Below are 21656 nucleotides of genomic sequence, written 5' to 3'. Positions count from 1 at the left end.
GTCCTGCACCGCCCCCACCCGGTCCAGGTGCGCCTGCACCCGCTGGTAGTCCCGCCACTGCGTCGCCAGCCGCACCACCGGCCCGCTCATCTGCCGGGCAAACAGCGTCGCCGCGATGAGGGCCCCCACTGTCAGCTCCCCCCGCAGCACCGCTCGCGAGCCACCCACAACACCAGCGCGCTGCCCACCAAGTCCAAGGTCTGCGAGATGCTCGCGCCAATCGCACCGTGCCTCGACGCCTTGAAACCATGTTGCAGCGATGGCGCCAGCAGTCGCTGCATGGTGCGCAGGAAGGGCAGCTCCAGCGCGTGCGCCTTCAGGGACTCGAAGCCCTTGAACGAGTCCATCAGGTGCGTCTGGTACAGGTCGTGCTGCGACAAGTACGCCACTGTGTGGTTCCTCACCCACCGGCCGGCCACCGCCGACACCAGCAGGTGCAGCGGCATCAACGCCAGCGAGAGCAAGGCCAGCGTGGGCGAGTACAGCGTCAAGACTCCCGCCGTGCTCAACACCAGCGCCACGTCGATGGTGATGGCGATGGCGTTGTCCACGATGAAGCCTCGGATGAGGCTCACCTCCATGAAGCGGTTGAGGATGTCGCTCGTGGAGAAGCGCTGAAACAGCCCCGAGGCCCCATCCAGGATGCGCCGGTACAGCGTCTCCACCACGTCGCGCTCGATGCGAGTCGTACCGCATCGGCGAGGGGAGCCACATCATCGTGACCTCGGCGATGACGCCCGTGTCGGAGTGGGACACGATGGTGTACGCGGTGGTGACGTTCCGGCTGCCGCTGCCGCGCTGGCTCCTGCGCGCCGTGCTGCCCGTGGCCATGCCGGTGGCGCTCCACATCTTCAACCAAGACGTGCGCATCCTGAAGACGCAGACGGAGTCCATCCGGCGCTTCGGGACGGAGACGTACGCGTCCACCGAGATTGATGTCCTCGGCCCCGGCATCCTCCGCCTGCTGCGCGCCGCCGAGCAGGGCAAGCCCGGCGCCGTGGGCGACGCCGTGCACGAGACGCGGCTGAAGATGAAGAAATGAGCGCGGCTCGGGCGCCCAGCCACCACGTCGCGTCGACCCCTCCTGTCTGGATGCGCTGCCGCCCTGTCAAATCAGACAGGCCGAAGGGCCGCGCCGTCCTTGTGTCACTGAGGCGAAGCCCTGAGTCCAAACCGAGCCATCCCAATGATGAGGGTGTATTGCTCCCACGGACTGGCCGACCGAAAAGCACCTTGAAAGGGTACTACATCGTCCAATAGGGTCACTCGGAGTGAAGGCTGACATTTTGGAGATACGCATGAGATTCGTTTCCGCCGTGGTCCTGACGCTCTCTTTGATTGGGTGTGGTTCGCCGGAGCCCGTGCAGTCCGAGGATACCCAGTCACCGTCCACCCACGAGGAGGTCGTGCTCGCGGAGGGTGCGTGCGATCAGTCAGAGGCAGACGGCACCGTGTCGGCGCAGGCCTGTGTCAAGCTTTGCTCCGGGGGCACCTTCGCGGGTCAATCCTGTATCATCGACGCCAGCTGCGGGAAGACGTGCTCGGGTGGCACCTTCGCGGGTCAGGGCTGTAACACCGACGCCAACTGTGGCAGGTCGTGCTCCGGAGGGCCCTCCGCGGGCCAGAGCTGCAGCATGGACGCCAACTGTGGCAAGACGTGCTCCGGGGGAACCTTCTCGGGTCTGAGCTGCAGCACGAATGCCAACTGCCCCGGTGGGTTCTGCGTCTCGCACCTCTGCAATTCGCACGTCTGCAACTCACACCTCTGCGTGACCTACTGCTGAGTCACCCGATGTCGCCGCGCCGTGGCTCCGTTCACGGTGCGGCGGCATGGATGCCTCGGCGCGCGCGATACACAGCGCGCCGTTCCGGGGGCGGCGCTCGGCGGAGGCGGAAGTCCGCACGCCCCTGCGGGCCATGCCCTGCAAGTCCCGTCGAAGTCACGGACCCGCGGCCCATAGCGGTGTTCCTCACCGGGTGAAGATGGCGGTCGGATGGTTCGTGCTACTTCGCGAGCTTCAGCTGGGCTTCCCAGCGTCTGCGCAAGGCGGCGCGGCGCTCGGGGTAGGGCGTGTCGAGAAAGCCCACGCTGAGCAGGCGCTCGGTCCTGAAGTAGCGGAAGTCGCGCCGCAGCTCACACCAGGCGATGAGCACGCGGACGCCCGTCACGTAGCCCACGAGGATGGGCCACACCGTGCGCTTGCTCGTGAGGCCCTCCGCTCACCCAAGAGAAGGCGGAGCCGGAGGAGAAGAGCTCGTCGTTTGCCGCGACGGTGGAGGAGCCGAAGAAGGAGTGCACGCCACGATTGGACTGGGCGGGGCTGCTACGCAGGACGTTCGCGCTGGACGTGTGGGCCTGCGTGAGGTGTGGCGGCAGGCCTCGGGTGCTGGCGTACCTGACAGCTCCCCGTGGGGTGAGCGCCATTCTGGTGCACCTGGGACTGCCCTCTGGGCCTGCGAAGCGGGCCCCAGCACAGGACCCACCGCGGGTTGGCGTGGTGTTGAAACTCCAGCAGTCGCCCTGCTCCAGAAGCTCACGCCCCTGCTGCCCCCTTTGGCGGGCCGACGGCCACCCGAAGGTGACCCAGGTGCTGCTGAACAAGTGGATGAGCCGCATCCAGCGGCTGGCCGGGCTGAAGGTGACGGGAGGCATCCACATCCTCCGCCACACCTTCTGCTCCCGGCTGGCGATGGCAGGCGCTCCGGCGAAGGCCATCCAGGAGCTGGCCGGGCACCAGAACCTCTCCACCACCCAGCGCTACATGCACCTGAGCCCTGCGGCCAAGTCAGCAGCCATCCGGATGCTGGAGGGGACGAAGCAGGACGCCCAAAACGGAAACGGGCTGGAAATCCGTGAGGATCTCCAGCCCGTCAATGAATCATGGTCGGGGAGACAGGATTTGAACCTGCGACCCCTTGGTCCCGAACCAAGTGCTCTACCAGGCTGAGCCACTCCCCGATATGTCCGTCCGCCGGTGGGTCTTCTTCGGGACCGGCGAAAAGTGCGGGCGGTAATACCCGTGCCCCTCGGCTGAGTCAACGTCCTCGGATCACCTTTTCGTTCCCCGCCCCCTCGCCTGCCCCCTGCACGAGTCCCTGAAGACCCTCAATCGCCCTTTCTCCTACCCACCCCCCTTTAAAACTCCCCGACATTCCGGCACTTCCGGATATATTCTCTGATTCTCCGGGCCGAAAAAGGCAGTGGGCCGTGCAGGCCGATACGAAAATGTCACCCGTCGTCCTCATCTCCGATGATGAACCGCTCATCGTGTCGGCCCTCGCCCGGGAGGCGAAGCGGTCCGGCTTGACGTGCATCTCGGACACGACGTCGGAGCACGTCCTGGAGCTGGCCCGCCTCCACCGCCCCGCCGTCATCATCCTGGACATCAACCAGCACCAGGACGGCCGGGATTTGCTCGCCCAGCTCAAGCAGGACCCCGCCACCCGCGAGTGCAAGGTCATCATCCTCAGCGGCGTCGAGGACCAGTTCACCCGTCACGTCTGCTTCGAGCTCGGCGCCGACGACTACGAGGTGAAGCCCTTCGACCCCACCTTCATGACCCGCGTCGCCCGGCTCGCCACCACCGTCGCTCGCACCCGCGCCTGAAGCCCGCGCCTACGGCCGCAGCGAACGGATGGCCGCCGCCCGGTCCTTCGCCCCGAAGACGTAGCTGCCCGCCACCAGCACCGTCGCCCCCGCCGCCACCACGCGCTTCGCCGTGTCGGCGTTGATGCCCCCGTCCACCTCGATGTCCGTGTCCAGCCCGCGCGCGTCGAACATCGCTCGCAGCCGGCGCACCTTGTCCACCGTCGCCTCGATGAAGCTCTGCCCGCCAAATCCCGGGTTCACGCTCATCAGCAACACCATGTCCACGTCCCCCAACACCTCTTCGATGGAGGACAGCGGCGTGCTCGGGTTCAACACCACCGACGCCTTCGCCCCCGCGTGACGAATCTGTTGCAGGGTGCGGTGCAGGTGCGGACTCGCCTCCACGTGCACCGTCAGCACGTCCGCCCCCGCCTTCACGAAGGCCTCCACGTACTTCTCCGGCTCCACAATCATCAGGTGCACGTCCAACGGCTTCGTGGCTGCTCGCTTGATGGCCTCCACCACCACCGGCCCTATCGTGATGTTCGGCACGAACCGCCCATCCATCACATCCACGTGAATCAAGTCCGCTCCCGCGGCTTCGATGTCGCGGACCTCCTCGGACAGACGACCGAAGTCAGAGGACAACAGCGAGGGGGAAATCCGAACAGGGCGGCGGCTCATGGGGGCGCTACATACCCCCTTCCCTCTCCCTCCGGCACGGGCTGAATTCCCGGACGTCCACTCGAAAGCAGGAAACCGAGCAGGTCGGGGCTGAAGGCAGTCACCTGGCTGGGCATGTTACAACCTCGACGTCCTGCACGGCCGCAGGCCACGTCGCCCGGAGCCGCCCGGTGCTCTCACGTTCTCCCGCCGTTCCGCAGCCACTCCCCGACCTCAATCGCCGACTGGCGAAGCTCACGTCCATCCTGGACGTCGCCAAGGCCATGAGCGCCGAGCGCGACCTGGACCTGCTGCTCCCGCTCATCCTCTTCGAGGCCACCAAGGTGGTGGAGGCGGACCGCTGCTCGCTCTTCATCCTGGACCGCGAGACCAACGAGCTGTGGAGCAAGGTGGCTCAAGGCTCGAAGAGCGAAATCCGACTGCCCGCGGGCAGCGGCATCGCCGGGCAGGTGGCCCACACCGGCACCATCATCAACATCCCCGACGCCTACGCGGACACCCGCTTCAACCGCTCGTTCGACATCTCCAGCGGCTACCAGACGAAGACCATCCTCTGCGTCCCCATGCGTGACGCGAATGGCGAAGTGACGGGCGTCATCCAGGCGCTCAACAAGCTCGACGGGCAGGGGTTCAACTCCGAGGACGAGGAGCTGCTGCTCGCCCTGGGTGCCCAGGCCGCCGGCGCGATTGAGAACGCCCTGCTCCACGAGGAGATCAACCGCCTCTTCGAGGGCTTCGTCTCCGCCTCCGTCGTCGCCATCGAAGCTCGCGACCCGACGACGGCCGGACATTCGGGCCGCGTCGCGGACCTCACCGTGTCCCTGGCCCAGGCCCTGGAGCACCTGTCCGCCGGCCCCTATGCCCGGACGCACTTCTCCTCCACGGAGATTCAGGAGATTCGCTACGCCTCGCTGCTCCATGACTTCGGCAAGGTGGGCGTGCGGGAGAACGTGCTCGTCAAGGCGGAGAAGCTCTACCCCTATGAGCTCGATGGACTTCGCGCCCGCTTCCAGCTCGCGCGCAAGGACCTCCAGCTCCAGAGCTACCGCCGCCGCTTCGAGGCCGTGAAGCACCGGGGCGACAAGCACCTGGCGGAAATCGAGGCCGAGGAGACCGAGCGGCTCGCCACCGAGCTGAAGCACCTGCACGAGGTGTTCGACTTCGTCCTCACCTGCAACCGGCCCACGGTGCTCGCCCAGGGCGGCTTCGAGCGCCTGCACGAGCTGGGACACCTCCAGTTCGAGGACGCCGACGGGGCCTCGCAGCCGCTGCTGCTGCCTCGCGAAATCCAGTCGCTCTCCATCACCCGTGGCACCCTCTCCTCCGAGGAGCGCCGCGAAATCGAGAGCCACGTCGAGCACACCTACCGCTTCCTCACCCAGATTCCGTGGACGCGCGCCCTGCGCCGCGTGCCCGAAATCGCCTACGCGCATCACGAGAAGCTCGACGGCACCGGCTACCCGCGCGCCATCCCCGAGCGCACCATCCCCGTGCAGTCGCGGATGATGTCCATCTCCGACATCTACGACGCGCTCACCGCCAGCGACCGGCCCTACAAGAAGGCCGTGCCCCACACCCTCGCGCTCGACATCCTCAAGCGCGAGGCCGACAACGGGCAGCTCGACAAGGAGCTGTTCCACATCTTCGTCGATGCGGAGATTCCCCGCCGCGCGCTGGCCCACCCGCCGAAGTAACGGCAGGGCGGACGCGTCGCGCGGGCTCGCCAAAGACACGGGGGCCGGATGCGTCCGTGCGCTTCATTGCGCCACGGCTCGATAGCGCGCCGCCCCTCAAAGCTCGAAGGGGCAAAGACACTCGCAGGCCCTCATGTGCGAAGGGCGGGGCCACTCGCGGGCCCTCTCACGCACGAAGGGGAAGCCCCCACCACGGGCCTCCCCTCACGGTGCCGCGATTCGACTCCGTCTCAGCCTTCGATGGTGTGCAGCCGCAGGCTGTTGATCTTCCCGGGCTGTCCCACCGGCGCGCCGTACACGATGACGATGCGGTCGCCCTTGCGACCCAGGCCCCGCGCCACCAGTTCCTCACCCACGCGGCGCACCATCGCCTCGGTGTCCTGGATGGGCTCCAGCACTCGCGGCACCACGCCCCACAGGAGCGCCAGCCGACGACGGACCTCCTGGTTCGGGCTGAAGGCCACAATCGGCACCGACGGCCGGTAGTGCGACAACAACCGCGCCGTCACGCCCGACAGCGTGAAGGCCGCAATCAGCGACGCGCCACTCGCCTTCGCCGCCTCACACGCCACGCGCGCAATCACATCCGGGAAGTGCGTGGGCAAACCCAGCGGCGCGTCGATGTTGCGCAACACCGGCTGCACCCGCTGCGACGACTCCGCCGCCAGGATGATGCGCTCCATCATCTGCACGGACTCGATGGGGAACTTGCCGCTCGCCGTCTCGCCCGAGAGCATCACCGCGTCCGCGCCGTCGAACACCGCGTTGGCCACGTCGCTCGCCTCGGCGCGCGTGGGCCGCGGGTTGTCGATCATCGAGTTCAACATCTGCGTCGCCACGATGACCGGCAGGCCGCGCAGGTTCGAACGCCGGATGATGTCCTTCTGGACGGCCGGGACCTCCTCGGGCGGAATCTCCACGCCCAAGTCACCGCGCGCCACCATGACGCCGTCTGTCTTGTCCAGGATGGCGTCCAGCCGGGCAATCGCCTCTGGCTTCTCCAGCTTCGCGATGATGGGCACCGTCCGGCCCACCTCCGCCATCGCCTGCCTCGCCGCATCCAGGTCCGACGGCTGCCGGACGAAGGACAGCGCGATGAAGTCCACGCCCGCCTTGATTCCGAAGACGAGGTCCTCCCGGTCCTTCGGCGTCAGCGCATCCGCGCGCACCGCGACACCCGGCAGGTTGATGCCCTTGTTGTTCTTCAGCGCACCGCCGTGGATGACCTGCGTCTTGATGAGCTTCTGCTTGTCCGTGTGGAGGACCTTCAGCTCCAGCAAGCCGTCGTCCAGGAGGATGCGGTCGCCTGGATTCACGTCCGCCGCCAGGAACGGGTACGTGGTGGACACGATTTCGTCCGTGCCCGGCACCGTCTCGTCCGTGGTGATGTGGAAGATGCCGCCTTCCTTCAAGTCCGTGCTGCCCTTGGTGAAGCGGCCCGTGCGAATCTTCGGGCCCTGCAAGTCACCGAGGATGCCCACCGCCTTGCGCACCTTCAGCGAGGCCGCGCGCAGCTTGGCGATGTTCTCCGCGTGCTGCTCATGGCTGCCGTGCGAGAAGTTCAATCTCGCGACGTCCATGCCGTTCTCCAGCAGCGCCTCCAACATCTCCTGGCTCTGACTCGCGGGCCCGAGGGTGCAGACAATCTTCGCTCGTCGCATATGGCCCGGGAGGATGGGTGGCCCTCACGAACGCGTCAAGCACGCACCACGCGTCGCTTCGCTCGGTAAAACGGTAAATGAGCCACCGAGCAACGGAGCCATCAACCGCGCAACAGCACACCCAGATTCTCTCGCTCCCACCGCAGCGCCGCCGCGTAGTGAGGATACGTGCGCTCGCGCTCCCGGAAGGCCCGCGGGTGGTGGACGCGACGCCCGCCTCGCCCCGTGCTCGGGAAGAGCTGATGCAGCATCTCGTGGTAGACGATGAACTCCACGAAGAAGGCCGGCACCTCGGGCCTGTCCAGCGCCGGATGGATGCGAATCTCCCGCGTCTGGTGGTCGTACACGCCCAGGCGGATGGACTTGCGCCGGCGCCTCGGAGGCATCCGTCCCCAGCCGATTCGCGCCTGGATGACGTTCTCGAAAAAAGTGGCGTTGACGCTGTTGTAAAGCGCCGTCAGGTCAAAACAGCGCCCCAACGGGTTCAGGTCCGCGTCCGATTCGCGACGCACCTGGCGGATTCGGGGCTGCTGTCCCCGGATGTACTCGTCCAACATCACGCCCGCGGTGCGGTGCCCCCGCCCCGCGTAGTCCGCCACCGCGCGGACGATGGTCTCCGGCGCGTCCAGGAACATGTGGTGCAGCCGCAGCTGCAGCGCGTTGCCCCCTCGACGGAAGGACACCATGGTGGAGCGGTTGTCCGTCACCGCCAGCTTCACCGGCATCCCCAGCTCCGCGCTCAGCCTCCAGGCCAACGACTCCGCCCGGGTCCACATCTCCTCGCGGGGAGACGGGACATTGAGCATGCGCGGCGCTTCCTCGGGCACCCGATGCCGGGGCGGAGGCGGCCGGTGCTGAGGCACGGGCACTGGCACGAGCTGCGGAACAACCTCCTCTTCCAGGGCACGAGGCTCCGCGACCGCCGCCGTGGCCCGACTGGCCGCGGAGAGGCCGCGTGGAAACAGGGACATCTGACGGAAAAACTCGGAGGTCACTCGGGGCGCATCGTACCCGGCAACCTCCCGGACTCAAGGCCGCCGGCCATTGCCCGCCTGCCCTCCGTCAGCCCGTCAACCGCGCCCCACCCCTTCGCGCGGGGGTTCACACTCCACGGCGAGGTTTCGTCACGGAGCGGGCACCTCCGTATGACGGGACTTGAGCAGTCGCTCCAGCCGCTCCGCCTCCATGCGCACCACGAAGGTCTTCTCGCGCGTGTACGTCACCTGCCCCTGCGCCCCTCCCTTCACCTTGCGCACGAACTTCACCTGCACGTAGCTCACCTCGCCGCGCGGCTCGCCCTTCGCCCCGGAGTGGTGCAGCGCCAGGTGCGCCGCGTCCAGCAGCACCTCCTGCGTCGGCTCCTGCCCCTTCTCTAGGGGAAGCACCACGTGACTGCCCGGCACTCCGCGCGCGTGGAACCACAGGTACCAGGGCCGGGCCACCTTGAAGGTGAGCGTGTCGTTGTCCTCCGAGCCCCGCCCCACCCAGATGCGCGAGCCCGCGTGGCCCACGTACTCCTTGAAGGGCTTGCCCTCCGGCGTGGCCTCGCCTCCCACCGGCACATGCAGCACCTGCGCCTGCGCGAGCAGCATCGCCTCGTCCATCCGCTCCACCTGCTCCAGTGAGAGCTGGGCGTGGGCGACCTCTCGCGCCAGCTCCGCCTCGCGGTGACGCGCCTGCTCCACGCCCCTCAAGAGCCGGCGGTACTGGTGGAAGTTCCAGTCCGCCTCCTCCTTGGGCGTGCGCTTCGGGTCCAGCTTCACCTGGACCTCCTCCGCGCCGGCCTCGGTGTACTCGGTGAGCGTCACTTCGGTGGCGCCCCGCTTGAGGCGGAAGAGGTTCTGCGCGAGCAGCTCCCCCGTCCGACGGTGCTTCTCCGCGTCCGGCCCGCGCGCGGCCTCCGCCCTCACCTTCTCCAAGGTGCGCGAGGAGCGCTTGAGGCGCGCCCGGTACGGCTGCGCCAGTCGGCGGCGGATGGACTCCGCGCGGCTCGCCTGGTCCTTGGCTCCGAGCAGCCCCTCCGCCGCGTGGGAATAAGGGAGCAGGTCCCCCTCGGCGGGCACCAGTCGCGAAGGTGCGAGCCGTGCCTTCGCCAGTGCGTCCGGGGGCAGCGACTCTGGAGGCGTCCACGCCGCGCCCGGGTAGAGATTGCGCCGGGGACCGAAGCCCTCGCCGGACAGCATCAGCACCCGCCCCTGCTCACTCAAGAGGAGCAGTCCGCCCGGGGAGCCCAGCTCCATCACCAGGCGTCGGCGCACCTCCTCGCGCTCGAAGTCCAGCTCCACCACCCGCTCCGCGTCGCGAAAGCGCGCCGCCACGAGCTTCGCGCCGGTCAGCTCGTGCCGCAGCCACCGTTGAAAGGGCGCGGGCTCTCCCGGTGTGGGGAAGCGCGTCTCGGCGACGGCCACTCGCGACAGGTCTCCCTCGGCGCACAGGCACAAGAGGAAGGAGCGTCCGGGGACTCTCAGCTCCAGGTAGGCCAGCCTCGGCAGCGGGCACCAGGCCTTCTGGGCCACCGCTCCCGTCAGCTTCGCACCCACCTCCGCCACCACCTGCTCCAGCTCCGAAGGACGCAGTGACATGAGCCAACTCCCTGTCCGCACAAAAGAAAAACGGCCCGGCGGGATTCGCCGAGCCGTTCACCGGACGTCAAATACCGTCCGCGAATGACGACGTGCTGCTCAGGACTCCGGGGTCGCCGGGGCCGCCACCGTCTTCGCCTTGCTCGCGCGCTTGCGGGCAGGGGCCTTCTTGGCAGGCTTACGAGCAGTCGTCTTCTTCGCCGCCGCCTTCTTCGCGGTCTTGCCAGCCGTCTTGCGGGTGGTCGTCTTCTTCGCGGCGGTCTTCTTCTTCGCGCTCTTCGCGGCGGTCTTCTTCTTAGCGGCCATCAGAACCCTCCATGTAATTGGCCCCAGTCAACCGAGGGCCTGCACTCTTCTTTTGATGGAGTGAGTGCTTGAAGTGAATGGTACGGGCGACACACCAGTGTGTCAACGCATGGTGATGTATTGCATCGCGCGGCGAGGCCGATTTTTCGGCATCGGGCGGTGCCGGAGGTCGCGAAAGGCGCTTCGCGGACACTTCCGAAGCGACGAACGAAAACGCGCGCGAGGCCGAATTCTAGGCTCCGGACGCGACGGAGCCGTTCGTGCCGCGCGCCTCGGAGGCGCACTGTCGGATGCCGCGCACTGGCCTGTGCGGCACTCCGAACTTTTCGCGAAGGAGGCCCGCGTCTACGGTGCGCGGCCACGATGAGGACCTCCGAGAAGACCTTCCCCGCCGACTTCACCTTCGGCGTCGCGACCTCCGCGTACCAGGTGGAGGGCGGCATCGAGAACGACTGGGCCGAGTGGGAGCGCGCGGGAAAGTTGAAGGAGCCCCACGCCCGTTGCGGGCAGGCGGTGGACCACTGGCACCGCTACGAGGAGGACTACGCGCTGGCCCGCGCCGTGGGCGCCACCGCCTTCCGAATCTCCCTCGAGTGGGCGCGAATCGAGCCCGAGCGCGGGCGCTTCGACGAGGCCGCGCTGGAGGCGTACCGGGAGCGGCTCCTGAAGATGAAGGCCCAGGGCCTGCGGCCGGTGGTGACGCTCCACCACTTCACCCATCCGACATGGTTCCACCGGGAGACGCCGTGGCACTCGGCCGACAGCGTGGAGGTCTTCCGCCGCTATTCCCGCCGGTGCGCATCGCTGCTGGAGGGCCTGGACGCGCTCGTCATCTCCTTCAACGAACCGATGGTGCTGCTCTTGGGCGGCTACCTCCAGGGCGCCATCCCCCCCGGAATCGCGGACGGGGCGCTCACCATGAGGGCGATGGAGAACATGGTCCGCGCCCACGCGGCGGCGCGGCGGGAGCTCCTGGAGCGGCTGGGCCGGGTGGAGCTGGGCATCTCCCAGAACATGCTGGCCTTCTCGCCGGACCGCTGGTGGAACCCGCTGGACCGCGCGCTCGTGCGGCTGGCCTCCCCCGCCTACAACCACGCCTTCCATGAGGCGCTCTCCACCGGGAAGCTCCGGGTGAACATGCCTGGGGTGGCGACCACCCGCGCCGACATCCCCGAGGCCCGGGACTCGGTGGAGTTCATCGGGGTGAACTACTACAGCCGCGCGCACCTGCGCTTCGTGCCGCGCCCGCCCTTCATCGAGTTCAAGTACCGCGACACCCGAGGGAGGGGCCTCACCGACATCGGCTGGGAGGACTGGCCCGAGGGCTTCCTCCAGACGCTGCGCGACGTGAAGCGCTACGGCAAGCCGGTGTGGATTACGGAGAACGGCATCGATGACCGCGCGGGCGCCCGGAGGCCCCACTACCTGCACTCCCACCTCGACCAGGTGCTGGCCGCCCGGGCCCAGGGCGTGGACGTGCGCGGGTACCTCTATTGGAGCCTGCTCGACAACTTCGAGTGGCTGGAGGGCTGGGGGCCGCGCTTCGGCCTCTACCACGTCGACTTCGACACGCTCGCGCGCAGCCCCACCCCCGCCTGCGACTACTTCCGCGCTGTCGCCACCGGCCGCGTGCTCGTGCCGCCGCCGGGCTCGGCCCCGTAGGAGCTTCCGCGCCGCGTCAGCTTCAGCGGCTCAGCCGAGCGCGGCGCGGTAGTCGACGTCCTGCTCCTCCGAGGAGGCTCCGGAGCGGTCCGAGTCCGCGGCGGAGAAGAAGGCGCGCACCGCGTCCGCCACGGCCTCCGGGGCATCCAGGACGTTGGCGCGCGCACGGAAGGCGGCGGCGCCGGCGAGGCCGTGGGCGTACCAGCCCAGGTGCCGGCGGAAGGAGCGCACCGCGTTGAGCGGGTCCCCCACGAAGGCCAGGTGCGCGTGGAAGTGCTCCAGCACCAGGGCGCACCGCTCCTCGGGAGCAGGCGCGTCCCCACCGGCCAGCTCGCGAAAAATCCACGGGTTGCCCAGCGCGGCGCGGCCAATCATCACGTAGTCGCAGCCGGTGGTGTCCAGCATCCGCCGCGCGTCCTCGGGGGTGCGCACGTCCCCGTTGCCGAACAGGGGCAGCTCCGGGAAGTGGCGCTTCAGGTCGGTGATGACGCTCCAGTCCGCCTGGCCCGAGTAGCCCTGCTCCCGGGTGCGCGGGTGGATGGCGAGCCCCGCGCACCCCGCCTCCTGGAGGGCCGCGGCCATCTGGAGGTAGTTGCGGCTCTTCGCGTCCCAGCCCGAGCGAATCTTGCAGGTGATGGGCAGGCCCGAGGCCTCGCGCATCGCCCGGACGATGGCGGCGGCGCGCTCCGGGTCGCTCAACAGCGCGCTGCCCGCCCCGTTCTTCGTCACCTTCTTCACGGGACAGCCCATGTTGATGTCCAGGAGCTGGGCGCCATGGGACTTGCCGACCGCGGCCGCGAGGCCCATGGCCTCCGGGTCTCCTCCATAGAGCTGGAGCGAGTAGGGCCTCTCCACCTCCGCGTCGAAGCGCAGGTACATGAGGGTGCGCTGGTTGGCCCGCATCAACCCCTGGGAGCTGACGAGCTCGGTGGGGCACAGGGCGGCGCCCATGCGGAAGGCGAGCACCCGGAAGGGCATCTCCGACACCCCGGCCATGGGGGCGAGGACAAAAGGATTCGGGAGGGAATAAGGACCGAGTCGCGGCATGGGGCGCGGAGAACCTACCGAAATGAAGAGGAAGCGGTTGCGGGATGTGCGCTACGGACTGCGCATCCGCGCCTCAACGGTTAAGGTCCGTGCCCATGTTCCGCTTTCGACTCGGGAGCATTCCCGTCGACGTCCACCCCAGCCACCTGCTGGTCTCCGCCGTGCTCGCCTACAGCTCGGTCCGCGCCGCGCAGGACGGCTGGCCCTTCCGCCAGGTGTCCGAGGCGCCCGCCCTGGGCCAGGCCAGCGCCATGGTGGTGTTCGTCCTGTCGTGGATGCTCATCGTCTTCGTGTCCGTGCTGGTCCACGAGCTGGGCCATGCACTGGCCAGCCGCCTCTTCGGCTACCAACCCAGCATCGCCCTCGTCTGGCTGGGCGGGCATACCCTGCCCACCGACATGCCCGGCCCCCTTCCCTGGAAGAGGGACTTGGTCATCACCGCGGCGGGCCCGCTGTTCGGGTTGCTGCTCGGCGTGGTGAGCCTGGTGGGCTACCTCGTCTTCAACGGGCACTCCCCCGCGCTGGACTTCTTCCTGCGCACCTTCGCCGGGGCCAACTTCATCTGGGCCATCTTCAACCTGCTGCCGGTGCTGCCGCTGGATGGTGGGCGACTGGTCTCCACGCTGGCCACCCGGGTGCTCGGCCCCAAACGGGGGATGATCGCCTCCCAGGGCCTGGCGCTGCTGGTGTGCGTGGGCGTGGTCGTCTACAGCGTGAACATCGGGTGGCTGTTCCCCGCCATCTTCTTCGCCATGTACGGCTTCCAGGCGTTCCGCTCCCTGGCCGAGCTCCTGAGCTCCGGCGGCGGCGCCTCGTCGGGCATCAGCGCTGGTTCAATGGACCATCCGCTGGCGGCGAAGCTCCGCGAGGCGAAAATCGCGCTGGACGCGGGGCGGCTGGATGACGCGCGTCGCCTGGGTGGCGCGGTGCTGGAGGGGGGCGAGGGCCTCACCCCCGAGCTGGCCAGCCACGCCCACCACCTGCTCGGCTGGGTGGCGCTGAAGGAAGGCCAGGGCCGTCAGGCGCTGGACCACTTCTCCCAGGTGCAGGGACAGAAGGTGGAGCCTCACGCGGTGGCCGCGTCCTTCTCCCTCGTGGGAGATGACGCGCGCGCGCTGGATTGGTGGAAGCAGGCCTGGCAGACGTCATCGGACCGCACGGTGATGCACGAGTACGCCGGGACGTTGATCCGCCTGGGCCGCGCGCCGGAGGCCCTGAAGCTGCCCGGCGTGGAGCCCGCCGCCGCCTTCAGCTGCGCGGAGCGGGTGCTCTTCATCCGGGGCGTCTATTCAGAGGCAGCGGCCATGGGCGAGGCCGCGCTGGAGTATGTGCCGAGCGCCAGCATCGCCTACGACGCGGCGTGCGCTCATGCCAAGGCGCGCAACGTGCCCGACGCGGTGCGCCTGCTGCGGAGGGCGAGCGAGCTGGGGTTCAAGGATGGGGCGTATGCCGCCTCGGACGCGGACCTGGCGCCCCTGCATGGCCACCCCGCTTTCGAGGAGTGGTTGACGGAGCTGAGGCAATCCGCCGCCTCCTGACAGAGCGATGACAGCAGGGGGTGTTGATGCGGGGAGAGGCTGCGCACTTTCGGGTGCGCTCCTGCTCCAGCTCACGAGGCTTCCTTGCAGACTTCCTCTCCTGCTCCCGCCCTGTCCTCGGACAACGAGCGCCTGAACTGGCTGTCGTCCATCCCCTTCTTCGCCGTCCACATCATGTGCCTCTTCGTCCTCTCTGTCGGGGCGAAGCCAGTGGACGTCGCGGTCTGTGTGGGGCTGTACATCCTGCGCATGTGGGGAATCACGGTGGGCTTCCACCGCTACTTCTCCCACCGGGCCTTCAAGACGGGCCGTGTCTTCCAGTTCATCCTCGCGCTGGTGGGCACCCTGTCCACGCAGAAGGGCGTGCTGTGGTGGGCGGCCAACCATCGCCACCACCACCGGACGTCGGACCAGGCGGACGACATCCACTCTCCCGTGCAGAAGGGCTTCTGGTTCAGCCACGTGGGCTGGATTCTGTGTGACAAGTACGGGGCCACGCGCATGGAGGGCATCAAGGACTTCGCGCGCTTCCCGGAGCTGGTGTGGCTCAACCGCTTCCACCTGGTGCCGCCCGTCCTGCTGGCCGTGGCGCTCTACTTCATCGGCGGCTTCTCCATGCTGGTGTGGGGCTTCTTCGTGAGCACCACCCTCTTGTGGCACGGGACGTTCACCATCAACTCCCTGAGCCACATCTTCGGAAAGCGCCGCTACAAGACGACGGACACCAGCCGGAACAACTGGCTCCTGGCCCTCATCACCCTGGGCGAGGGCTGGCACAACAACCACCACTACCACCAGAACACCGCCAACCAGGGCTGGTTCTGGTGGGAGGTGGACTTCAGCTTCTACTCGCTGAAGGTGCTCTCCTGGCTCAAGGTGGTGGAGGGCCTGCGGCTGCCCTCCGACTCGGTGAGGTACGCATACAGGAAGTACTCGGCGGAGGACCGCGCCGCGCTGGCCGTGCCCGCCCGCTTCTTCGGCGCGGGTGGCGCGCGCGCTCAACTGGTCGCCGCGAAGAGCGCCGCCGAGGGCAAGGTTCGCGAAGCGCTGGCCGCCGCCGCGGACCACCTGCCCTCCTCGGCACCCACACCGCAGCCGATGCTCAAGCAGTAGCCGCCTCCGTGAGGGCGGGGCGGAGGCGCACCCACCCGAGTCCCGGCCAACCGGCTAGAGTGGCTCGCGCGTGACTTCGCCTCCGCCGATGAAACCCGCCTCCGCGCCCGTGCGTACCGGAGACGACTCGGGGCGCGCCTCCGTCGCCCTCGAGTCCGACGAGGTGCTGATGGCGCGGTTCTGTGAGGGGCAGGCTCCGGCGTTCGACGCGCTCTTCCAGCGCCACTCGCGACAGGTGCGCGGCTACCTCACGCGGATGACGGGCAGCGCGTCCACGGCCGAGGACCTGGTGCAGCTCACCTTCATGTCCCTGGTCCGCGCGCGCGGGCGCTTCCTTCCGGGCTCCCGCTTCAAGCCCTGGCTGTACGCCATCGCCACCAACGCGGCGCGGGACTTCCAGCGCCGGGGCCGCCGCCCCGAGGAGCTGACCCCCGAGGGAGAGCTGCCCACGGGCATCGCCGACGAGAGCCCCGGCCCCCGCGACGTGGGATTGGAGCGCGCGGTGCGCCAGGCGCTCGACGCGCTGCCGGAGGGCCAGCGCATCCCCATCCTCCTGCACCGCTTCGAGGGCATGGGCTTCGCCGAAATCGCCGACACCCTGGGCCTCACCGAGAGCGCGGTGAAGGTCCGGGCCCATCGCGGCTACCTGCGCCTGCGCGAGCTGCTCGCCGCGCTCCGAACGGAGACCCTGGAATGACTCCCGAGTGTTCACGGGTGATGGACTGCCTGGGCGAGACCCTGCCCCCGGACCTGGCCGCGCACGTGGCCCGATGCCAGGAGTGCCAGGTGGTGACGGGCGGCTTCGAGTACATCAGCGGACCGAGCCTCGCTCCAGCCGCGCTGGCGTCCGCTTCCTCCTCTGACGATGAGGACGACGAGGACACCCTGCCCGGTCAGCTCGACGCGCGGCGCTTCGCCCTGGAGGCCCTGGCGAAGCAGCCGAAGGCGCGCCCCTGGTGGCATGGCCTGGCGCTGCTGGTGGGCGTCCACGCGGCGACGGTGGGCGGGGGGCTGGCGCTCTTGAGCCGCGACTTCTGGGTGCGCAACGCGGCCCACTCCAGCCTCGTCGTGGGCGTGGGGGTCCTCATCCTCGCGCTGCTGGCCGCTGGGACCTATGTCGCGCTGTCGCCCCAGCGCCGCGTCGTACCCTGGGTGGCCGTCCTCGCCACCTCGGGAGCCCTGGGGCTCACCGTGGTGCTCACGGGCTCCGGCCAACAGGGCAAATCATTCCTCGCGGGCCTCGTCGGCTGCATGGGCACGGAGCTGGCGGTGACGGTGGTGCCCCTGGCCGTCACGCTGGTGCTCTTGAGCCGCTCCGCCTTCCACCCCGCGCGAGCCCTGGCCGCCGGCCTGTCCGCGGGCGCGGCCAGCCTGCTCGTCCTCCACCTGCACTGCCCCGACGGGACGGCGTCACACCTGCTCTGGGGCCATGTCGTCCCCTGGCTGGGGCTCGGGGGCATCGCCGTGCTGCTGCGCTCGCGCCTGCCCACGAGCAGCCACGCGCCCTGAGGGCGGGCGCCCCTCCCCTCGCTCCCTCCCGCTGTACCTCCGAGAGGAGTGCCACCGGCCCGACAAGTCACTCCAGAACGTTGCAGCTTCCACGTTCGGGATGGGTTAGTGGGAGGACCAATGAATGTCGATGAACCTCCGCCTGGAGTGGTGACCCAGCGCGCGGCGTGGCTCCTCCGAGCCCGAGAACTGCTGAGCCGTTTCACCCACACGGCGCTCCAAGCCTCCAACCGCCTGCGACTGCCCGGCCCGTCCGTGCTGCCGGTGGCGGGCGCGGTGGTGGGGCTCTACAGCGGCCTCGTCGCCGGCATCTTCTCCAACCTGATTGGCCTCTTCAGCGGCCTGACGTTCGGCGCGGCGGAGCTGGCGCACACGCTGCGCCGCAGCCAGTTGCTGACGCTGGTGGACGCGTTCGGCTCGGCGCGGTGGCATCTGGAGTACGCCATCGTCGGGGCGCCGCTGGCGTTCGGCGCGCTGCTGCTGGCGCGGGTCATCGAGCCCGGGGGCCCTCGGGACGAGGTGAAGCGACGGCTGCGCCTCCTGGCGCTGCTGACGCTGGGCGCGCTGTCGCTCTACTACCCCCTGGTGGCGCTGGCCGCGCTCAACAGCGTCTTCGGCCACCCGCATTTCCTGGCGGAGGCGATTCCCCAACTGCCCTGGTGGCTGATGCTGCTGGCGCCGACGCTGGGCGGAGTGGCGGTGGGACGGCTGCTGCGCGACAGGCCGGAGACGCATGGCCACGGCGTCCCGGAGGTCGTCCGGGCGGTGAAGAGCGGCGCCAACGTGGTGCCCGCGGACCGGGGCTTGTTGAAGCTGGTGGCGTCCGCCATCACCATTGGCAGCGGCGGGTCGGCGGGCCGCGAGGGCCCCATCGTCTATGGCGGCGCGGCGTTCGCCTCCACGGTGGGCCGGGTGCTGGGCTTCAGCCGCAGGGAGCTGTCCATCCTCCTGGCGTGCGGCGCGGGCGCGGGCATCTCCGCGTCCTTCAACGCCCCCATCGCCGGCGCGGTGTTCGCGATGGAAATCATCCTCCGCGAGTTCGAGCTGCGCGTCTTCTCGCCCATCATCCTGGCCAGCGTGGCGGGCACCCTGGTGAGCCAGGGCGTGCTGGGCGAGGCGCCCATCCTGCGCAGCGTGCCGTACGAGCTGGTGAGCGGCTCGGAAGTCCTGGCCTACGCGGCGCTGGGCATCGGCTGCGGCCTGTTGGCCTTCACCTTCGTGCGGATGCTGCACGGGGTGGAGCACTTCTTCCAGGGGCGCATGGGTGGCAAGCTGTCGCCGTGGCTGGGCCGCAAGTCGCTGCCGTTCCGCGCGGGCGTGGGCGGGCTGTGCGCTGGCACCATGGCCTTCGTCAGCCCCACCGTGTGGGGCAGCGGGCACGACTTCATCAACCTGGCGGCGGTGGGAAAGCTGTCCTTCTTCTTCCTCGTCACCGCCTGCGTGCTGAAGCTGGTGGCGACGGCCATCACCATCGGCTCGGGGGGCTCGGGCGGGACGTTCTTCCCCGCGGCCGTCATCGGCGCCATGGCGGGCGGCGCGTTCGGCACGCTGGTGCACTACTTCTTCCCGGCCAGCACCGGCCCCAGCGGGGCGTACGCGCTGGTGGGCATGGGCGGCGCGGTGGCGGCGCTCAACCGCGGTCCGCTCACCGGGATGATGATGATGTACGAGCTGAGCGGGAACCACGACATCATCCTCCCGCTGATGGTGACGTGCACCATCGCCTCCGCGCTGTGCCACTACCTCATCGAGCGCAACGCGCCCAAGGCGCCCAGCGACACGGACCTCCTGGAGAGCACGCCCGTGAAGGAGCTGATGGAGCACATGGCGCCCGTGCCCGCGGGCCTGCCGATGCGCCCCCTGGCGGACCTGCTGCTCACCTCGGAGACAGGCGCGCTGGTGGTGCTCGACACCCACGGCGAGGTCTACGGCATCGTCCAGGTGGAGCAACTGCGCGAGGTGTGGCGCGACGAGGCCATGTACCCGCTGCTGGTGGCCAGTGATTTGGCGCGCAAGCTGCCAGCCCTGGCCCCCGAAACCGACCTGGCCCACGCGCTGCTCCTCATGGACCAGGAGGACGTGGACGCCCTGCCCGTCGCCGCGCCCGAGGGCATCGCCACCCGGGGCCTGCTGACCCGCGCCGCGGTGAGGCGCTTCCTCTTCGCCCAGCACGCCCGGGCTCACGCGAGCGGAGACAGCCCCGTCAGCGCCTCGGAGACCTCGCACTGACGACCTGGGGTCCGGGCCACCCCCCTTCTACGAGGAAGGCTCGTCCTGTTCGTGGCGCGAAGGATGGGACATGCTGGGCGCCCGGAGGCGTCCGTGGAGCTACTCCGTGCGAGTCCAGCCGAGCACCCGCTGCTGCGAAACCTGTACCCGCTCTACCTGCACGACTTGAGCGAGTTCGGCGTGGAGTACCGCCTGGACGCGCAGGGCCAGTGGGTGCCGAACTTCCTGCCCACGTGGCTGGCGGACTCCAACGAGGTCCACCCGCTGCTGTTGCGCTGGGAGGGCCGCACGGTGGGCTTCGCCTTCGTGGCGCAGGCACCCTTCCCGTACATGACGCCCGGGCGCGACTTCCGGATGAGTGAGTTCTTCATCCTGCGCGGCGAGCGGGGCTACGGCCTGGGCCGGCGCGCGGCCATGGCCGTGTTCGACCGCTTCCGGGGGCTGTGGGAGGTGTCCCAGCTCCCCGCCAACCACGCGGCCACCTCCTTCTGGAGGAAGGTCATCCGTGAGTACACCGGCGGCCAGTTCGAGGACAGCTACGTGGAGGACTCCCCGGCCCAGCTCTTCGACAACCGGGGACTGCCTCCCCTGCGACTCAAACCGCTCAAGGACCGGTAGGCTACGGCTTCGGCTTCGCCTCGGGAGCGGGCTGCTTCGCGGCGGGCGCTGGCGTCGCGCCGGGCTCGGGAGCGGCGGCGGGCTTGCCCTGGGTGCACGAGGTGATGGCGCCCGACGGGTCGATGGCGTCACCGCCCGAGTCCACCTTGAGGACCTTGCGCCCCTCGCCGACGACGAAGGTGTAGCGCTTGGACACCGTCACCAGCGGCATCTTCACGTCGTACGACTCCACGACCTTGCCCTCCGGGTCCGGGATGAAGGGGAACGGCGCCTTCAGCTCGTCCTTGAAGCGCTTGAGCGTCGCCGCGTCGTCCGTGCTGAAGGCCAGCACGCGCCCCTGCAGCTTCTCGATATCCGAGTGCCGGGCCGTATACGCCTTGAGCTCCTTGGTGCACCCGCCCGTGAAGGCCTTGGGGAAGAAGGCGACGATGACGGGCCCCTGCTTCACCATCTCCGACAGGATGTAGACCTTGCCGTCCGTGTCCTTCACGGTGAAGTCCGGGGCGGTGTCGCCCACGTTGGGAACGGCGCCAACCAACAGGCCTGCGAGCAGTACGGGAGCGAGGAGCATGCCGGGCATTTGAGCGGGCCCGCTCCTCCCAGGCAAGCGACGCGGGTCCGCTACTTCGCCTCGGCCATGCGCGCCCACACGGCCGCGGCCGCCTCGCGCGCCTGCTCGGCCACCACGGAGGGATTCACGGACAGCGGCCGGCGCGCCCACATGCGCCACACCCCGTCCACCATCACCGCCTCCACGTGCCGGCTGCCCAGGCCGAACACCACGTGCCACGCCAGGTTCTCCGCCGTCAGCGGCGTGGCCGGCAGGTAGTCGAGCACCAGCAGGTCCGCCAGCGCGCCCTCCCGCATCGGCCCCACCGGCGCACCGAAGTGCTGGGACACCAGCCGGTGCCCGTTGGCCAGGTAGCGCAGCACGTCGATGGGCTGCCCCGCCTCGCGCGAGCGCAGGTACGCCGCCTGCGCCTCCGCGAACAGGTCCGCCGACACGCCGTCCGCCCCCAGCGTCGCGCGCGCGCCGAACTTCAGCGCCGGCGCATAGCCCACCTCCAGCCCCTGGTTGGCGCGCGGCGTGTGGACAATCCACGCCCCCGTCGCAATCACCTGCGCCAGGTCCGCCCACGCCAGATGTCCCACGTGCGCCAGCTGGCTGCGAGGCGACAACAGCCCCGCGTCCAACAGCCGGGGCACCTGCGAGGCGCCGTGCCGCTCATTGGACAGCCGCTCATCCAGCGGGTCCTCCGCGAGCGGGATGTGCAGGCCGGTGTTCGCCGCCTTCAACGCCTCGGCGAGGCCCTGGAGCGCGTCCGGCCCCAGCGTGAAGCAGGGGGCCGCGCCCACCTGGCCCCGGAATCTCCCCTTCGCCTTCTGCGCGAAGCCCACCGTCTCCTCCAGCCCCTCCTCGCGCC

The 21656-nt window shown here is 69.1% G+C and carries 19 protein-coding genes, 1 tRNA gene and 2 pseudogenes; 11 read left to right on the top strand and 11 right to left on the bottom strand.

All coding sequences use genetic code 11. The features are described from left to right. Positions 1 to 131 precede the first annotated feature (131 nt). Entirely contained in the window at positions 132 to 668 is a 537-nt protein-coding gene (locus HUW62_RS33850; protein WP_163870971.1) for an ABC transporter transmembrane domain-containing protein, read from the bottom strand. A gap of 5 nt (positions 669 to 673) precedes the next feature. On the opposite strand from HUW62_RS33850, the pseudogene HUW62_RS33845 reads away from it, so the two are divergent. Beyond that, positions 674 to 1042 (top strand): annotated as a pseudogene (locus HUW62_RS33845) (aromatic ring-hydroxylating dioxygenase subunit alpha); the annotation flags it as partial. Between the two features lie 962 nt (positions 1043 to 2004). On the opposite strand, the gene HUW62_RS33840 reads toward HUW62_RS33845, so the two are convergent. Next, positions 2005 to 2193: a WYL domain-containing protein gene (locus HUW62_RS33840; RefSeq protein ID WP_240357165.1), complete on the bottom strand. Its 189-nt coding sequence runs from the start codon at positions 2191 to 2193 to the stop codon at positions 2005 to 2007. A gap of 80 nt (positions 2194 to 2273) precedes the next feature. Here HUW62_RS33840 and HUW62_RS50130 point away from each other — a divergent pair. Beyond that, positions 2274 to 2762: pseudogene (locus HUW62_RS50130) on the top strand (tyrosine-type recombinase/integrase); the annotation flags it as partial. Positions 2763 to 2882: 120 nt separating this feature from the next. On the opposite strand, the gene HUW62_RS33830 reads toward HUW62_RS50130, so the two are convergent. Continuing rightward, positions 2883 to 2959, bottom strand: a tRNA-Pro gene (locus HUW62_RS33830). Positions 2960 to 3226: 267 nt separating this feature from the next. On the opposite strand from HUW62_RS33830, the gene HUW62_RS33825 reads away from it, so the two are divergent. Continuing rightward, positions 3227 to 3607: a two-component system response regulator gene (locus HUW62_RS33825; RefSeq protein WP_176436766.1), complete on the top strand. Its 381-nt coding sequence runs from the start codon at positions 3227 to 3229 to the stop codon at positions 3605 to 3607. Positions 3608 to 3616: 9 nt separating this feature from the next. Here HUW62_RS33825 and rpe read toward each other — a convergent pair whose 3' ends face one another. Then, positions 3617 to 4273, bottom strand: a complete 657-nt coding sequence (gene rpe / locus HUW62_RS33820) for a ribulose-phosphate 3-epimerase (RefSeq protein ID WP_176436765.1) — start codon at positions 4271 to 4273, stop codon at positions 3617 to 3619. 170 nt (positions 4274 to 4443) lie between these two features. Here rpe and HUW62_RS33815 point away from each other — a divergent pair, with 170 nt between their 5' ends. Then, positions 4444 to 5967, top strand: coding sequence for a GAF and HD-GYP domain-containing protein (locus HUW62_RS33815; protein WP_368670536.1), 1524 nt, complete (start codon positions 4444 to 4446; stop codon positions 5965 to 5967). Between the two features lie 230 nt (positions 5968 to 6197). Here HUW62_RS33815 and pyk read toward each other — a convergent pair whose 3' ends face one another. The 4 genes from pyk to HUW62_RS33795 all read right to left on the bottom strand — a co-directional run bounded on the left by pyk (position 6198) and on the right by HUW62_RS33795 (position 10516). Beyond that, entirely contained in the window at positions 6198 to 7628 is a 1431-nt protein-coding gene (gene pyk / locus HUW62_RS33810; protein WP_176436764.1) for a pyruvate kinase, read from the bottom strand. 101 nt (positions 7629 to 7729) lie between these two features. After that, positions 7730 to 8599, bottom strand: a complete 870-nt coding sequence (locus HUW62_RS33805) for a hypothetical protein (RefSeq protein WP_163870975.1) — start codon at positions 8597 to 8599, stop codon at positions 7730 to 7732. A gap of 153 nt (positions 8600 to 8752) precedes the next feature. Next, complete coding sequence (locus tag HUW62_RS33800) at positions 8753 to 10210, bottom strand: NFACT RNA binding domain-containing protein (protein ID WP_176436763.1); 1458 nt, start codon at positions 10208 to 10210, stop codon at positions 8753 to 8755. Between the two features lie 99 nt (positions 10211 to 10309). Then, positions 10310 to 10516, bottom strand: coding sequence for an excinuclease ABC subunit A (locus HUW62_RS33795; RefSeq protein ID WP_163870977.1), 207 nt, complete (start codon positions 10514 to 10516; stop codon positions 10310 to 10312). A 363-nt stretch (positions 10517 to 10879) separates the two neighbouring features. Here HUW62_RS33795 and HUW62_RS33790 point away from each other — a divergent pair, with 363 nt between their 5' ends. Beyond that, the gene (locus tag HUW62_RS33790) at positions 10880 to 12178 is read left to right on the top strand and encodes a glycoside hydrolase family 1 protein (RefSeq protein WP_163870978.1); all 1299 of its coding nucleotides are present in this window, start codon (positions 10880 to 10882) and stop codon (positions 12176 to 12178) included. 30 nt (positions 12179 to 12208) lie between these two features. Here the strand turns inward: HUW62_RS33790 and dusB are convergent, their stop codons facing one another. After that, a complete protein-coding gene (gene dusB, locus HUW62_RS33785; RefSeq protein WP_163870979.1) occupies positions 12209 to 13225 on the bottom strand; it encodes a tRNA dihydrouridine synthase DusB in 1017 nt (338 codons plus the stop codon). 95 nt (positions 13226 to 13320) lie between these two features. Here dusB and HUW62_RS33780 point away from each other — a divergent pair, with 95 nt between their 5' ends. The 6 genes from HUW62_RS33780 (at position 13321) to HUW62_RS33755 (ending at position 20232) form a co-directional block, all read left to right on the top strand. Further along, on the top strand, positions 13321 to 14763 hold the full coding sequence (locus HUW62_RS33780; protein WP_163870980.1) for a site-2 protease family protein: 1443 nt from the start codon (positions 13321 to 13323) through the stop codon (positions 14761 to 14763). An 84-nt stretch (positions 14764 to 14847) separates the two neighbouring features. Next, positions 14848 to 15876, top strand: a complete 1029-nt coding sequence (locus tag HUW62_RS33775) for an acyl-CoA desaturase (protein ID WP_163870981.1) — start codon at positions 14848 to 14850, stop codon at positions 15874 to 15876. Positions 15877 to 15946: 70 nt separating this feature from the next. Then, positions 15947 to 16573: an RNA polymerase sigma factor gene (locus HUW62_RS33770; protein ID WP_368670535.1), complete on the top strand. Its 627-nt coding sequence runs from the start codon at positions 15947 to 15949 to the stop codon at positions 16571 to 16573. Then, complete coding sequence (locus tag HUW62_RS33765) at positions 16570 to 17385, top strand: DUF1109 domain-containing protein (RefSeq protein WP_176436762.1); 816 nt, start codon at positions 16570 to 16572, stop codon at positions 17383 to 17385. Before HUW62_RS33770 ends, HUW62_RS33765 begins: the two co-directional genes overlap by 4 nt. A gap of 120 nt (positions 17386 to 17505) precedes the next feature. Then, positions 17506 to 19614, top strand: coding sequence for a chloride channel protein (locus HUW62_RS33760; RefSeq protein ID WP_176436761.1), 2109 nt, complete (start codon positions 17506 to 17508; stop codon positions 19612 to 19614). A gap of 93 nt (positions 19615 to 19707) precedes the next feature. Next, positions 19708 to 20232 carry a GNAT family N-acetyltransferase gene (locus tag HUW62_RS33755; protein ID WP_163870983.1) on the top strand — a complete coding sequence of 175 codons (525 nt, stop codon included), beginning with the start codon at positions 19708 to 19710 and terminating at the stop codon, positions 20230 to 20232. A gap of 1 nt (position 20233) precedes the next feature. On the opposite strand, the gene HUW62_RS33750 is transcribed toward HUW62_RS33755, so the two are convergent. Beyond that, on the bottom strand, positions 20234 to 20812 hold the full coding sequence (locus HUW62_RS33750) for a peroxiredoxin (protein ID WP_255203795.1): 579 nt from the start codon (positions 20810 to 20812) through the stop codon (positions 20234 to 20236). Positions 20813 to 20853: 41 nt separating this feature from the next. After that, positions 20854 to 21656 (bottom strand): amidohydrolase family protein (locus tag HUW62_RS33745; RefSeq protein WP_176436760.1); only part of this gene is annotated, 803 nt, incomplete at its 5' end.

The organism is Myxococcus sp. AM011, from assembly GCF_013372595.1.
Classification (GTDB): Bacteria; Myxococcota; Myxococcia; order Myxococcales; family Myxococcaceae; genus Myxococcus; species Myxococcus eversor.
Note: the sequence above shows the minus strand (reverse complement) of the source record. Positions and strands in the feature narration are given on the sequence as shown.

Bases quoted from the DNA above. Each gene is read 5' to 3' on its own strand.
- HUW62_RS33825 (WP_176436766.1), top strand. From the start codon at position 3,227: ATGTCACCCGTCGTCCTCATCTCCGATGATGAACCGCTCATCGTGTCG.
- rpe (WP_176436765.1), bottom strand. From the start codon at position 4,273: ATGAGCCGCCGCCCTGTTCGGATTTCCCCCTCGCTGTTGTCCTCTGAC.
- pyk (WP_176436764.1), bottom strand. From the start codon at position 7,628: ATGCGACGAGCGAAGATTGTCTGCACCCTCGGGCCCGCGAGTCAGAGC.
- HUW62_RS33805 (WP_163870975.1), bottom strand. From the start codon at position 8,599: ATGTCCCTGTTTCCACGCGGCCTCTCCGCGGCCAGTCGGGCCACGGCG.
- HUW62_RS33800 (WP_176436763.1), bottom strand. From the start codon at position 10,210: ATGTCACTGCGTCCTTCGGAGCTGGAGCAGGTGGTGGCGGAGGTGGGT.
- HUW62_RS33795 (WP_163870977.1), bottom strand. From the start codon at position 10,516: ATGGCCGCTAAGAAGAAGACCGCCGCGAAGAGCGCGAAGAAGAAGACC.
- HUW62_RS33790 (WP_163870978.1), top strand. From the start codon at position 10,880: ATGAGGACCTCCGAGAAGACCTTCCCCGCCGACTTCACCTTCGGCGTC.
- dusB (WP_163870979.1), bottom strand. From the start codon at position 13,225: ATGCCGCGACTCGGTCCTTATTCCCTCCCGAATCCTTTTGTCCTCGCC.
- HUW62_RS33780 (WP_163870980.1), top strand. From the start codon at position 13,321: ATGTTCCGCTTTCGACTCGGGAGCATTCCCGTCGACGTCCACCCCAGC.
- HUW62_RS33765 (WP_176436762.1), top strand. From the start codon at position 16,570: ATGACTCCCGAGTGTTCACGGGTGATGGACTGCCTGGGCGAGACCCTG.
- HUW62_RS33760 (WP_176436761.1), top strand. From the start codon at position 17,506: ATGAATGTCGATGAACCTCCGCCTGGAGTGGTGACCCAGCGCGCGGCG.
- HUW62_RS33750 (WP_255203795.1), bottom strand. From the start codon at position 20,812: ATGCCCGGCATGCTCCTCGCTCCCGTACTGCTCGCAGGCCTGTTGGTT.